A 13,851-nucleotide genomic window follows, 5' to 3' on the forward strand; every position below is an offset into this window, starting at 1 on the left:
TTTCCTTTCTGAATTAAGTTGAATTCTGTACTAATACTACCGAATTTGTTTTAAAAACACAATCCTTTTAAAGATTGTTCACTATTTTTTTTCTGGAAAGCTCCAATATTTTCTTAACAGAGGGTCCTTCACAGAACAACAAATCGATGATACTCAGGTTAGGAACAAAGTCTGCACCAAAAAGCTGGGGGTATGGATGGGGTTGATAATATTTTCGCTCCGTAAATTCAGCTCTTTCCCGCGTCAGCTCCCTCAAATCCAAGATATCTTGATTATCGATATGTACGGATTTATTTTCAATTGGGATATTGATCCTAGAAAGTTTCAGACAAAGTGTCAGTAAAGACTCATTTAAATCCCACAAAAAGGCAGGTTTTTTCATAAATTCCCCCTCCAGCTCCGGAAAAAAGTACTCAAAAAATGGTGCCTTTCCATAAGCGCTGCGAATTCCACGCAAATGTACTTGTAACCATTTTTGATTGTAGTCAATCTTTACATCACGATACCGTTGCTTTTTCCGTGCACCATAGACCGGAATAGATAATAATTCTACCTTATTGGCTAACAAGATATTCGTACGATTAAAAATCGACTGCTTTTGATACATGGCTTCCTCATCCAACAGCAGATTTTGTTGATCAACTATCGCTGCAAAAAATTCCAATCTTGGCAGGTAGCTTAAGTCAATAAGTGCAGTTGTAGCTTCTGAATGCATCAAAGAATTTCATCAATAGGTCCCAAACCTTCACGGATCAATTCCACCACTCCTGAAGTACCATCCAAAATGGTGGAAGGCACATTTTGACCATATCCCCCATCAATGACTATATCTACCAAATCTCTGTACTTTTCATAGATCAATTCAGGATCTGTGCTATACTCAATCACATCATCCTCATCCCGGATAGAAGTAGTGATGATAGGTGAACCCAATTCTTTAACAAGCAAGCGTGGAATATCATGGTCTGGCACCCGGATACCTACTGTTTTTTTATTACTATTGAGCATTTTGGGTACATTATTATTGGCCTCCAGGATAAAAGTGTAGGGGCCTGGTAAAGTTTTTTTCATGACCTTGAAAACAGGTGTACTCAAAGCACGTGTAAATTCCGAAATATTGCTCAGGTCGTAACAAATAAATGAAAAGTTACTTTTTTTCACATTGATGCCTTTGATTCGTGCAATTCTCTCAATGGCACGCTGATTTCGGATATCACAGCCCATTCCATAAATAGTATCCGTAGGATAAATGATGACTCCTCCATTTCTTAAAACCTCTACAATGCGCTCTATTTTTCGCATTTCGGGATTTTCTGCATATAATTTTATGAATTCGGCTGCCATGGGACTTCAACTTTTGAGCTTGCAAAGATACGAAATTTAAATTTGTTGGCTGTGGGCCTTCCACCAATTCATGAATTCCTCTACTATGGGGAGATCTGCTGCCGCCCAATCCAACTCGAGTAATCGCTCCGGAGCTAACCATACCAAATCACGGTGTTCCTGCAACTTCACTTGAGGTTGCAGACAGGTTGCGATAAACGGAATCAAACGAATAGGTGGCTTATCGTTGTACTGAAAGTCTACCGGTGTCAGGGCTCCCACAATCGTAATACGCAAATGTAGTTCCTCTTGTATTTCGCGCTGAAGGCAGGCTCGATGATCCTCCCCCTCTTCTACTTTCCCGCCGGGAAATTCCCATTTGAGAGGCAAATGCATAGACTCACTGCGCTGTACACACAAGACCCGTGCATCCCAGATGATGATTCCGCAAGTGACTGGTATAACGTATGACACAAATTAACGTAGTTATGCAATGGACAAAAATCGCTATTTTTGCCAGCAATCAAGAAAATTTGAGCATTTAATCATGTTTGAGGACAAAAAAACAAAAGTTTATCTGGTACTAATCGTCACTTTCTCAGTATTGTTGACGTCCTTTTCCTTTTATTTTTATCAAGCTTTTTTTAGCCCTAATGCACTTACGGATAAAGACAGTCCTTACACCTTATATATACCTACCAATGCCACTTTTCAGATGGTATTGGATAGTTTGTATGACAATCAGGTAATTCAAGAAGCCCTGACTTTTGGCTTTGTATCTAAAACGATGGGCTATCAGGAGGCAGTCAAGCCTGGTAAATACATTATTCAGCCCAAAATGAATAACCTGAATTTGGTCAGATTGCTTCGCTCCGGTGCACAGACTCCAGAGCGGATTACCTTTAACAATGTACGTACCAAAGAAGATTTGGCTGAAAAAATCACCCGAACCATTGAAGTCAATGAGCAGCAAATTTTAAACCTTTTAGTAGACTCGGTTAATATCCGAAAATTTGGTTTTGAAGAAGAAACAATCATGGCCATGTTTATCCCCAATACTTATGAGGTTTGGTGGAACATCAGTGCGGAAGCCTTATTTGACCGGATGTATCGAGAATATCAGGCATTTTGGACAGATCAGCGCAAGCAAAAAGCAACTGAACTTGGTCTTAGCCCTATTCAGGTAGCCACTTTGGCATCTATTGTCCAAGCGGAAACTCAAAAAAGTGATGAAAGACCGCGGGTAGCCGGTGTATACCTTAACCGATTACGAATCAATATGCCCCTTCAGGCTGATCCAACTTTGGTGTTTGCTTTGGGGGATTTTGGAATCAAACGAGTTTTGAATGTCCATAAAGAAATTGACAGCCCATACAATACGTACAAATTCACAGGCTTGCCTCCGGGACCTATCAATTTACCAGAAATTTCAGCTTTGGATGCGGTTTTGAACTTTGAATCCCATTCCTATTTATATTTCTGTGCCAAAGATGATTTCTCAGGCTATCATGCCTTTGCTACCAATTACAATGATCATCTGGCCAATGCACGGAGATATCAGGCAGCCCTCAACCGAGCCAAAATATTTTAACCATGTTTGAAGCATCTACTCAAGTCCGTGTGCGCTATGCAGAAACCGATCAGATGGCCTACGTCTATTATGGTAATTATGCCATGTATTTTGAAGTGGCCCGTGTGGAAGCACTCCGCGCAGCAGGATTTTCTTACAAGCAAATGGAGGATGATGGGGTAATTATGCCTGTATTGGAACTACATACCCAATTTATCAAACCAGGCAAATACGATGAATTGCTTACTATTCGAACTATCATTCCAGAGATGCCTGGTATTCGGATCAAATTCGAGTATGAAGTCATCAATGAGCAGGGAGATTTGCTAACCAAAGGGTGGACTACTTTGACATTTTTGAAAAAAGATTCTCATAGACCCTGTAGACCTCCGCAATATTTGTTAGATTTATTACGGCCTTATTTTGACCAATAGCTGTTGTGAAGAGATACATTCGATTGTTTTCCATCAAACTCAGCCGAAAGGCGAAACTTTTGAAAAAATTTCATCTGGGAAATCCTGATCAAAACCTTTATGATGTTGGTAGGATTTTTATAGAGCAACTAAAAAAAGATGAAATCAATGAAAGGGCATCGGCCATGGCCTTTAATTTTACCATTGCCATGTTTCCGCTGCTTCTCTTTTTGCTAAATATCATTCCATATATCGGTTTGTTTTTTCCTTCTGTGACCACTCAAAATATCTTGATGTTCATTGCTGAAATTATCCCGTCTGCAATTTACAACGAAGCAGAATCCACCATCATGGACATCGTTAGCAAACCCAGACAAAGTTTACTGTCCTTGGGTTTCTTCCTAGCCTTGTTTTTAGCAACCAATGGGGTGGTTTCTATGATGAGTGCTTTTAACGCAGTATATAAGACCAAAGAAAATCGAAGCTTTTTTACTACGAGAGCTATTGCGGTAAGTATTGTATTCGTGCTTGTTTTATCAATTATCGGTGCAGTTTTGATTATGATCATCGGCAGCAGCATTTTATACGCTATTTCTGAATGGGAGATTGTTTCCTCCAACCTGTACTACTATTTATTAGCTGGTTTTCGGTTTTTGGTATTGCTTTCCCTGTTTACGATTGCCACCGCCTACATCTTTCGATTTGCACCGGCTGTTCATGACAAATGGCGCTTTTTCTCAGCTGGTTCTTTAACGGCTGGCTTTCTTATCACCATGGGTTTTTACTTATTTTCTTACTACCTCAATAATTTTGCAAATTACAACAAACTCTATGGGTCGATCGGAGCAATGATTGCTGTGATGTTGTGGTTGTTGATCACCTCTTTGATTATTTTGGTAGCTTTTGAAATCAATGTAAGTTTGGACAAAGCAGCCGATGCAAAAAAAGAACGGGTAATCTCATTTCAATCAGGCATAGGATGAACAAACTGCTATTCAATAGTTGGGTATTGCTATCCATTCTTTGCTTGCAGTTCAGCTGTTCGCAAAAAAATGCTTCTACTTCCATTAAAATTGATTTGGACCAAGGTGAAAAGTATCTAGCCTCTGAAATTTTTGAGGAGTTAGATTACATACTGTTGGAGTACCCAGACGAGTCACCTATTGTCAATGCGTATAAAATGCTATTTACGGATGAACATATCATTGTAGAAAGCCGGGAAAATGCAAGTATTTTTATCTTTGATATTGCTGGAAATTTAAAAAACATCATCCGCAACTATGGAGATGGACCTGGTGAATTTCGGATTTTTGACGGGATGTCTCTGATCGGTGACAATCAAATCCGGGTAACTGTAGGGTATGCAAAAAAGAGTCTTGTATTTGATTTAAAAGGAAACCTATTAGAAGAAACAAAGAATCTAGCCTCAGAATGGACCTATTTTGGAGATGACTATACGCTAGAACATTTTCCTTATGGAGAAATTCCCGATCAAAACACTTTTATACGCTTATCCAATTCAGACACGAAAGGATATATCCCTGCTAGAGAAGGAATTAACCAATTAATTCCTTTTGGTTATGTGCATAATTTTCAGGTAGGAGTAAACAAGGAAATCTACTTTCTCGAAATATTTACTAATAATGTCTACATCTTTGACCCAAAAGGATACCTTAGAGACAGTATTGTTTTTGACTTCGGGAAATATCAAATGGACTGGGAAACGAAAGTTAGACTAGGAAAAGATACTCGAGCCATTACGCAATACTTTGAAGAAAATAAAAAGATAGATCATGTGAATAATTTTTTCCCTATGCCTTTTGGTTACTTTATTTCGGCTACTTATGATTATAGGAAGTCCCATTGGGTTTTCTTAGATCTCAATTTAAATATCGTTAAGATTATCGCAGGTATCGAGAATGATATTGACCAATTCCCCTTAAAACAATACTCCTGGACTTACCATGATGATTGGATTATTTATCAGATGGACTCGAGGACATTCTTCAACGAATATGTCCAAACATTTCAGGGGCAGAAAGTGGACGCTAAAAACTCCAAACTTCATCGATTTTTTGATGAAAAGAAGGAAGCGTTGAAGGAAGAAAAACTAGTTTTAGTCAGGATGAAGCTGAAGGGTTTTTAATTGTTTCTCTGATACACTCTCACATAATCAATGATAAACTGCTGTGGTAGGACTTTATCATCTATAGGCCCTGGCCATTTGGCTCCCATAGCGAGGTTGATGATAAGGAAATGTGGGTTGCGGAAGGGGTTGTCAGAACCTTTGCCTGCTTGGTCAATTTCAAAGGAATGAAAGAGCATATCATCGACAAAAAAATCTATTTTTTCTTCGGTCCACTCAATGGCATAGATGTGGAATTTACGGGCTAATCTTTTTTTCTTCAGTATTCCCCCGTCAGATAAAAACTCATCTTTTTTTCCAGTAGGATAATGTACTGTACCGTGTATTTCCAAAGGCTCTTTTCCAACATGTTCCATGATGTCAATCTCACCTGAATACGGCCAACCCACTTCCTCAAAATTATTACCCAACATCCAAATGGCAGGCCACATTCCCTTTCCTCTGGGAAGTTTAGCCCTAACTTCTATTCTCCCATAAGTCCAGGCATGTAATCCTTGTGTGGTTATACTAGCCGAAGTATAGGCTGCAAAGGGTTCGGATGTTCTCCAATTGGTGGACTTTGGCTGAAAAGCGGCATTGGGAAATTTTTCTTTTCTTCCTGTTATAATCAACTTACCCTTCTTGACTTCAGCATTTTCCAATCGCTTCCCGGTGTAATACTGTTGCTCCATGTTCCGCACATGCCCAACTTCAAAGGCCCATTTTTCAGGATCGGGTAGGCCTTTATAGTCAAATTCGTCTGACCAGACTAAAGATAAATTATTCAATTGATGAGATTTACAAGACATGCATGCTAACAGTAGAAATAATAAGGAAGATAATCTATGAAATAAGTGCATACAGGAAAATCTTATTAATTTAATTGTCCGGTTTGATTCAAAAGAAGACCAGCAACCCTCCTTCCCAATCCCTCAGCTTTTTTTAAAAAAATCTCCTGTACTTCTTTTCCTTCAAAAGCTCCCTCACCTGTAATCGCAGAAGCACCAAAAGCTGCTTCCAGTTCATCCCCTCCTACGATGATCATTCCATGAATCATCATGGAGCGGATCATGGCAAACATGGTTGCCTCCTCTCCTATGGAATAACCTCCTCCTGTGACGAATACTGCTCCAATTTTATCTTTTAAAGGCCTGCTATCAAACGGCCAAGAATTGATAAATTCCTGTACTTGTGGAGTCATGTTGGCATTGTATACTGGAGAACCGAGGATGATGGCATCTGCATTTAGAACTTCCTCTTGGGTCACTTCATGGACGGGCTTGAGCAAATAAGTCACTCCACTTACCTGTTCGATACCTGTGGCAATTGCTTTGGCCATGGATTGGGTTTTTCCCGATTCGGAATGATAGGTGATCAAGATGGTGGGAAGAGATTGGGCAAAAACAGCATGTTTATCCATCATTAAAAACGCTGTAAGTATGAATATTAGTAGTTTTTTATTTATCATCAGCACTTAAATTTTCTAGGTCATCCAAATCTTTGTACCTGTTTGAAGCTTTTTTGGTAGCAATTAGATCTGACATACTCAAAAGGCAAACTCTCATACCTTGGACTTCAATATGGTTAACTTTTTGGATGGCATCTTTAAAATCAACACCATGAATGGCTGTAACAATGTCTATAGCCATCGGAGGTCTCCCAAAAGTAAATACATTATAAGCTTCAACGTTTAAAAATCTCCTCAAATCAATAGCATCACTAGGAAAACCAAAAAAGGAAAAAGCTTTTAAAAGCTTTCCATAATTGAATTCTGTTGGATTTACCCAAATATCTAAATCTCCAGTTGTCCTTTGATATCCATGGAGAACCACTGCATATCCGCCAATTAGGATATATTCAACCTCATACTTATTTAAACTTTCTATAAAGTCTTTGAAGTCGTCATTAAATATATTAAGGTTTACTCTTTCCACTTTTCAACAATGTTCTTTCCTCAAAATGATTTTTATCCATTTTTGGCCAATCTTCTCCTATGAATCCATATGCTGCTTGCATTAGTTTAATAAAGAGATTTTCTTTTTCCTCTTCAGGTAGTTCTCTGTAATACTGCTGATGATTAGCTGCTTCTTTAAATGACTGTATTTTAAACGCCTTTCTGTCTAACTTCATTTTCAATAAGTTTTAATGGCTTTCCACTGTGATGTTCAGCTACTACTATACTATCCCTGATATTCAAATATACTATTAATTTCAGCTTCCTTGATATATGTCATGTGTAATTCAAGAACACTTTAGATTTATCAATCAAGCCTCACTGATGGGAAATTATCCTCCCATCCTCCATCCAAATCGTCCGATCGGTCTTTTCTGCTAACTCTACATCATGGGTAACCATCAACATGGTTTGATGAAATTCCTGAACCAATTCCCGAAAAATCCCAAAAACAATATCCGAATTCTTCTTGTCCAGATTACCCGTAGGTTCATCACTCATAATGATGAGCGGATTATTGATCAAGGCTCTCGCAATGGAAACCCGCTGCTTTTGTCCACCTGACAATTGATTGGCTTTTTTTAAAGCATGGTCCTGCATGTCAAATATTTTCAACTTTTCCATTGCTTCGTACTCAACTTCTTCTCGAGTTAGCTTATTAAGTTTAAGTCCCGGAATCATCACATTTTCTAAGACCGAAAACTCGTGAATCAAATAATGAAATTGAAATACGAAGCCGATTTTTTCATTTCGGAGTTGAGACAGTACCTGAGAAGGCTGACCTGTAATCAATTGATCATCCAACAACAATTGCCCTTCATAATCGGTATCCATTGTAGAAAGCACATACAGTAAGGTGGACTTACCGCAACCCGATTTCCCCATCACAGATACAAATTCTCCTTTATTGACCGAAAACGTAACCTCTTTGAGTACCTGAACTTTTCCGGGACTGTAGAAATACTTATTGATTTTCTTTGCTTCAATGACCGTAGATTTCTTCATATTACTTCCCTCGGATAATTTCAACGGGATCGATTTTACTCGCCTTCCTTGCAGGAAAAAATCCTGCGAGATAGGTTGTCACCAAACTAAAAATCCCTCCAATCATGTAAAACTTAGGATTAAAGTTAACAGGAAAGGTTTTGATTGTTGGCAAGGCCTCTGTCTCAAAAGGTATCTGTTCAATTCCTAAACAGGCTAAATACCCAAAGACCAAGCCTAAGGTCCCTCCCACCAAACCTATGGAAAGAGCGATACTGGTAAATATCCGTTGCACGTCTGTTCCGGAAAATCCAATAGCTTTCAATATCGCAATGGTATCCATTTTCTCATAGATCATCATATTCAGGATATTATAAATCCCAAATCCTGAGACTACCAGCAAAGTGATCCCTACCGCATAACTAATCATCGAACGAATGTCCGAACCTGTTTCAAATTGAGCATTTACTGTTTGTATATCATCTGCCTGAATATCGAAAATGGCACTATACTCTTTGGCTACTGTTGGTGCTAAGGTGAAGTCGTGTAACTTGACCTGAATATCCGTCACATAGGAAGAGCGTTCTCCGATCATTTTCTGAGCGGTGGCTAGGGACACATAGGACTGGATATTGTCCAACTCTCCCAATCCTGATTGATAATATCCAACTACTTTCAAAAGCAAGCGGTTTCCCTGAGCTGTAGTTACTTGCACGTAATCCCCTATCTCCGCCATCATTCGGTCGGCAGCACCTTTTCCCAAAATGATGCTGTTAGCTGTATACTGCAAGTCCATAAAATCACCCATAATCACATAATCACTGAAGGCAAATAGCCGGTTTTCTTCTGCCACTTGCACCCCATTCAAAGAACCTGGAATATCTACATTCCCAACATTGAAAAATACTTGTACAGTGATTTTGGGGGCAACACCAGAAATTCTGGAATCTTGTTCCAAAGTCTGAATAATTGCCTCGTTGTTATAAATATTGACACGCGTACCAGAAGGTTTGACAGAGCGAATAATATTATAAAAGCCTGCCAACTCCTCAAAAAAATTGATCGGTTGCTCTTCACTGGGCTTGATTTCATTGTAGAAGCGGATATGCGGGGTACGGTTTAGTATCAATCCGTCCAAGAGATCATTAAGTCCATTCATAAAGCCCAAGAGTGCAATGAACATGGTAATACTAAACATAACTCCCACAGCAGCTACCATCGTTTGTTTGACACGGGCTAGCATCAAGGCTTTTGCAATTTCTGCTATCAGCGCGAACTTCATAGAGTAGGCTTTTTTAACTTGGTCTGCTCGGTGATTCCTCCTAAGACTTCTACCAATTGATAATCTTTGAGCCCTACTTGGATTTCCAAGGTATCCCCTCCAGCAGCCAAAACAAATCTATCTCGGATCAAATAATTCCTTGGGATTGTCAAGACATTTTCCTTGGCTTGGATCAATACATTTGCTTCAAAATTCAAGTTGGGATACAACACCTCCGGTCTTTGAACAAACTCAGCTTCAACGGTAAAACTCTTCGTTCGCTCATCCATGATGGGATTGATTTTGATCAGTACCGCTTCAAAAACTTCTCCCCTGTAACTGTCCATTTTGATGAGTACTCGTTGTCCTTGCTTGACCTTAGCGACATCATACTCATCCACCTGCATTTCCAAAATGAATTCATCTGCACTTCCGATAATAGCCAAGGGCGTTTGAGGAGTAACCATCTCTCCTTTTTCTACCAGTAAGGCATATACCTTTCCATCCATTTTGCTTCGCAGTAAAAGATCACCTTCCAGAGATTTGGAAATCGCCAAGTTTTTGGAGGCGTTACGTTCATTAAACTCCAATTCCCGTTTAAAATCTCTGTACCGAAGTTGAGCGGAGAGGTACTGGCTTTTTGAATTTTGAAAATTTAATCGTCGTTGCTCCAAATCATTGGCGGTACCAATACCCTGTTTCCAAAGATTTTCTTGTCTGCTCAGGAGTAGTGAATCGTTTTCAAATTTGTTTTTAGCAAATTCAATGGAAACTTCCAGTTCCTTGATTTTCAATTCATTCTCTTTTCTATCGGCAAATTTTCTAGCCAACTCCGCAGTCTCACGGGAAAGTTTAGCTGATTCATTGGATATCTCTAAAAGTATGTCGCCTTCTTTGACGACTGCTCCCTCTTCCACTAAAAGTGCGTATAAAATTCCATTGGTATTGGCATAGGCACGGTACTGACCTTTTGCCTTAATCAAACCTGAAGCAAATACGGATTCGGAAATATTACTAATCTTGGGATAGGTAGTTTCTTCTGATGAACTGCATGCAGCCAAACATGCACTCCAAACACAGAGGACAATCAAAAGACTTCTCATAGTGACTCATTTGGGTAGCACTAAGGTAAGATTTGATGCGCACAAAATATAATTTTAGGCCAAGAATCAAGGCATTTAAGACACCCTTTCAAATGCTTTAGTAGTAAAAACAAGGAAGTCCATCATCTCTTTTAAACCGAGTTAAATTATAACTCACAAAAAAGGTATGCGTCCCATTGGTATACCTTCCCAAAGATTGTGTAGGAAAATCAAAAGCATATCCTCCTTTAAACTGCTCAGCAAATCTAAATCCAGCCAATAAACCTGCGCTGGACTTGTTTTCCCAGTTGATACCTAAAAACACATTATCGTAAAAATCTGCAATTGCAGTAACCAAGGTACTTATCGGAGCACCTGTAACACTTCGCATTAATAAATTTGGTCTCAAAGTAACATTGCGATCAATGGGAAGTACGGCGCCTGAAATGAGGAATAGATTCGCATTTCTAACCCCGATACCAGAATCAAATGGATCAAATCGTTCTCTGGAAAATACATTTGGAGTAGAGAAGCCTACGTAAAATTTATCTGTAAAAATATAGGTTCCGAAACCAATATTGGGCTGCATCAAATTAAACTGTCCTTCAGCAATAATATCTTCATCTGGTTCAAAAATATTTAAATCAGAATAATCTACTCTGACATTGGTAAACCCAAATTTCCCACCAAATGACATACGTAAATTTTCCCCCAAACGCATGTAATACGACACATTGCCATTAAAGCCCGTTTCTTTTACTGCTCCGAAAGAATCGTTGAAGATATCCATTCCTAACCCAACCCCGTTCTCCTCCCATAATCCATGGGCGCTTAGGTATTGGGTGCGGGGTGCACCATCAAAGCCAACAAACTGACTGCTATGGATACCGATAACACTCAATCCCCCTCCCGAGCCCGCAAAAGCGGGGTTGTAAAACAAAGGATTCAATGAAAAAACTGAAAGCTTAGGATCAGTTTGGGCAAAAGAAGAAATGCTGATCAGCAATCCAACACATGTAAGTAAGATTGATTTTTTCATAGTCCTTTTCGTTGAATATTGAGTAAATAAAGGTATCCTGTCACCCGCACGGGCAAGGTTTTCGTAGGGTCCTTATAAGTTAAAATGTACAAATAATTACCAGTTGGAAGTCCCAACTGTGCTTGTGAGACACCTGATTGATTGGATTCTCCTTGAAATACGTTTCCATTTTGTCCATATCCATCCGTTGCCCAAACCAATACCCCATAGCGATTGAACACTTCTAGTCGGTTGTCTGGAAAAGATTCGATATTTGTTATTCTCAAGTACTCGTTTTTTGCATTGCCATCTCGGGTGACCATATTGAAGACCTCTACTTCACATGGTCTAACGTCCACCAATACAGCTATTCGCTCACTACTCTCACACCCATCTACCACATTTGTTGCGTAGTAGGTCTGTCCATTGATCAATTGTTCACTATCACTGAGCATCTGTCCACCTGTCGGACTGCTGTACCAACGGATTTCATCACCTACCGCAAAAAGACTCCCAACGGTTGGACTCTCCGACTCGCAGAACTGCTGCTCCTCTTCCGCAACCGCAGGCTGTACCCTAATGATACTCGCCCTAACCTCTTTCCTGGCACTTTCACAGTTCCCTATTCGCTGACTGACATAATACATACCTCCGTCTTGGATTATATCGGTAGGATTCAGCAGTTCCGGACCCGTAGCATTTTGATACCAAACCAGGTTGCTCCCTGTGGCCTGCAATGCCGAAACAGGTGTTCCTTCACAAAATGTCTGTTGAGAAGCGCCGCCCGGTAACTGGGGCGTGTTGATGCGAACACGTACCGCCAGCCTGTTGGCACTGGTACAACTGCCGACTGTCTGCTCTGCATAATACGTTATTCCATCCTGCAAGGGAAGATTGCCTGCCAAAGGACTTCCTCCTGTGGCCGTGCTGAACCACTGAACAGCTGTTCCCGTCACTGCCAACTCATCCACAAAAGCCCCGTTGCAGAATTCCTGTTCCACTGCTCCCGTAGGTGCTGCCACACTTGTAATACTTACCTGTACTGCCACCGCCGTACTCTCGCAATTGTCTTGTGTCTGCGTGGTATAATAGGTCCTCCCGTTTTCCAAGGGACTGTTCGGGGTAAGTAACTGCGTCAAGTTTTGGTCACTATACCAGCGGATAGCAGTTCCCGTGACCTGCAGGTTACTGACTGTTGCAGCATTGCAAAAGGATTGATTCTGAGGGGCTGTCGGGGAGGATACATTGACAACCCGTACCTGAACAGCCCTTCTGCCTGCACTCTCACAGCCGTCAATCGTCTGGCTTGCAAAGTATGTTCTACCATCAACCAACTGTTCGGTATTGGGTAGTGGTGTTGTTTCTGTAGCCCTCGCATACCAGCGGATATTCTGGCCCGTGGCTGTAAGTTCATTCACCGTAGCACCGATGCACAAGGTCTGATTTGCTGCAGCCGTCGGTAGGTCAGTACTGTTGATGCTTACCCTAACCGCCAGCCTCGTGGCACTCTGACAGCTGCCTGATTGCTGTTCCGCAAAGTAGGTGATGCCGTTTTGGAGTGGGGCTGTCGGAGCAAGTGCCGTCCCTCCCGTAGCGGTAGCATACCAGCGGATATTGGTACCACTGGCCGTCAAGTTCGCTACCGTTGCACCCGGGCAGAAGCCCTGCTCTGTATTGCCCTGTGGCGCCTCCACTGCATTGATGGCTACCTGTACGGCCGTCGGTACACTCTCGCAACTATTTTGGGTCTGAGTAGCATAATAGGTCTGTCCGCTTTGAAGCGGGATATTCCCACTCAGTTCCACACTCAGGTTTTGGTCGCTATACCAGCGGATATTGGTGCCCGTAGCCTGAAGGTCTGAGATAAGCGCAGCATTGCAGAATTCCTGAAGAGGGGTGGCTGTAACCGCCGGAACAGGGGCCACTGTAACACGCACCGTCTGCCTGCTTCTGCTCTCGCAGCCCTCAATCGTCTGCGTTACAAAATACTCCCTGCCATCTTCCAAAGGAGTTTCTACTGCCAATGGGGTACCTCCTGTAGGTGTGATGTACCAGCGGAGATTCTGACCGTCCGCACTCAAGTCGGACACTCGTGCTCCCGGGCAGAAATTTTGGGTGGCT

16 protein-coding genes are annotated in these 13,851 nt (G+C 41.0%); 4 read left to right on the forward strand and 12 right to left on the reverse strand.

Going from position 1 to position 13,851, the window contains the following annotated elements:
• Positions 1-67 precede the first annotated feature (67 nt).
• From ACXIUD_RS03235 to ACXIUD_RS03245, 3 genes are read right to left on the reverse strand one after another with little or no spacing between them, the layout of a single operon-like run.
• Positions 68-715 carry a WbqC family protein gene (locus ACXIUD_RS03235; protein ID WP_458051176.1) on the reverse strand — a complete coding sequence of 216 codons (648 nt, stop codon included), beginning with the start codon at positions 713-715 and terminating at the stop codon, positions 68-70.
• Positions 715-1,344, reverse strand: a complete 630-nt coding sequence (locus ACXIUD_RS03240; protein WP_458051177.1) for an L-threonylcarbamoyladenylate synthase — start codon at positions 1,342-1,344, stop codon at positions 715-717. The genes ACXIUD_RS03235 and ACXIUD_RS03240 overlap by 1 nt, the downstream gene beginning before the upstream one ends.
• 36 nt (positions 1,345-1,380) lie before the next feature.
• Positions 1,381-1,797: a (deoxy)nucleoside triphosphate pyrophosphohydrolase gene (locus tag ACXIUD_RS03245; protein ID WP_458051178.1), complete on the reverse strand. Its 417-nt coding sequence runs from the start codon at positions 1,795-1,797 to the stop codon at positions 1,381-1,383.
• Between the two features lie 73 nt (positions 1,798-1,870).
• On the opposite strand from ACXIUD_RS03245, the gene mltG reads away from it, so the two are divergent.
• From mltG to ACXIUD_RS03265, 4 genes are read left to right on the forward strand one after another with little or no spacing between them, the layout of a single operon-like run.
• Positions 1,871-2,914, forward strand: coding sequence for an endolytic transglycosylase MltG (gene mltG / locus ACXIUD_RS03250; RefSeq protein WP_458051179.1), 1,044 nt, complete (start codon positions 1,871-1,873; stop codon positions 2,912-2,914).
• Positions 2,915-2,916: 2 nt separating this feature from the next.
• The gene (locus ACXIUD_RS03255) at positions 2,917-3,327 is read left to right on the forward strand and encodes an acyl-CoA thioesterase (RefSeq protein ID WP_458051180.1); all 411 of its coding nucleotides are present in this window, start codon (positions 2,917-2,919) and stop codon (positions 3,325-3,327) included.
• A 5-nt stretch (positions 3,328-3,332) separates the two neighbouring features.
• The gene (locus ACXIUD_RS03260; RefSeq protein ID WP_458051181.1) at positions 3,333-4,289 is read left to right on the forward strand and encodes a YihY/virulence factor BrkB family protein; all 957 of its coding nucleotides are present in this window, start codon (positions 3,333-3,335) and stop codon (positions 4,287-4,289) included.
• Positions 4,286-5,452, forward strand: a complete 1,167-nt coding sequence (locus tag ACXIUD_RS03265; protein ID WP_458051182.1) for a 6-bladed beta-propeller — start codon at positions 4,286-4,288, stop codon at positions 5,450-5,452. The genes ACXIUD_RS03260 and ACXIUD_RS03265 overlap by 4 nt, the downstream gene beginning before the upstream one ends.
• Here the strand turns inward: ACXIUD_RS03265 and ACXIUD_RS03270 are convergent.
• The 9 genes from ACXIUD_RS03270 to ACXIUD_RS03310 all read right to left on the reverse strand — a co-directional run.
• Complete coding sequence (locus tag ACXIUD_RS03270) at positions 5,449-6,219, reverse strand: glycoside hydrolase family 16 protein (RefSeq protein ID WP_458051183.1); 771 nt, start codon at positions 6,217-6,219, stop codon at positions 5,449-5,451. The two genes, ACXIUD_RS03265 and ACXIUD_RS03270, sit on opposite strands and share 4 nt — an antisense overlap.
• Positions 6,220-6,305: 86 nt before the next feature.
• On the reverse strand, positions 6,306-6,854 hold the full coding sequence (locus ACXIUD_RS03275) for a flavodoxin family protein (protein ID WP_458051184.1): 549 nt from the start codon (positions 6,852-6,854) through the stop codon (positions 6,306-6,308).
• Between the two features lie 34 nt (positions 6,855-6,888).
• Complete coding sequence (locus ACXIUD_RS03280; RefSeq protein ID WP_458051185.1) at positions 6,889-7,365, reverse strand: DUF6036 family nucleotidyltransferase; 477 nt, start codon at positions 7,363-7,365, stop codon at positions 6,889-6,891.
• Complete coding sequence (locus ACXIUD_RS03285; RefSeq protein ID WP_458051186.1) at positions 7,346-7,561, reverse strand: hypothetical protein; 216 nt, start codon at positions 7,559-7,561, stop codon at positions 7,346-7,348. The genes ACXIUD_RS03280 and ACXIUD_RS03285 overlap by 20 nt, the downstream gene beginning before the upstream one ends.
• Positions 7,562-7,703: 142 nt before the next feature.
• Complete coding sequence (locus ACXIUD_RS03290) at positions 7,704-8,390, reverse strand: ABC transporter ATP-binding protein (protein WP_458051195.1); 687 nt, start codon at positions 8,388-8,390, stop codon at positions 7,704-7,706.
• Between the two features lies 1 nt (position 8,391).
• On the reverse strand, positions 8,392-9,651 hold the full coding sequence (locus ACXIUD_RS03295; protein WP_458051187.1) for an ABC transporter permease: 1,260 nt from the start codon (positions 9,649-9,651) through the stop codon (positions 8,392-8,394).
• Entirely contained in the window at positions 9,648-10,733 is a 1,086-nt protein-coding gene (locus ACXIUD_RS03300) for an efflux RND transporter periplasmic adaptor subunit (RefSeq protein ID WP_458051188.1), read from the reverse strand. Before ACXIUD_RS03300 ends, ACXIUD_RS03295 begins: the two co-directional genes overlap by 4 nt.
• 97 nt (positions 10,734-10,830) lie before the next feature.
• Positions 10,831-11,751 carry a PorP/SprF family type IX secretion system membrane protein gene (locus tag ACXIUD_RS03305; protein WP_458051189.1) on the reverse strand — a complete coding sequence of 307 codons (921 nt, stop codon included), beginning with the start codon at positions 11,749-11,751 and terminating at the stop codon, positions 10,831-10,833.
• A partial coding sequence (locus ACXIUD_RS03310) for an Ig-like domain-containing protein (RefSeq protein WP_458051190.1) occupies positions 11,748-13,851 on the reverse strand: 2,104 nt, incomplete at its 5' end. The genes ACXIUD_RS03310 and ACXIUD_RS03305, both read right to left, overlap by 4 nt.

Source organism: Mongoliitalea sp., from assembly GCF_054166905.1.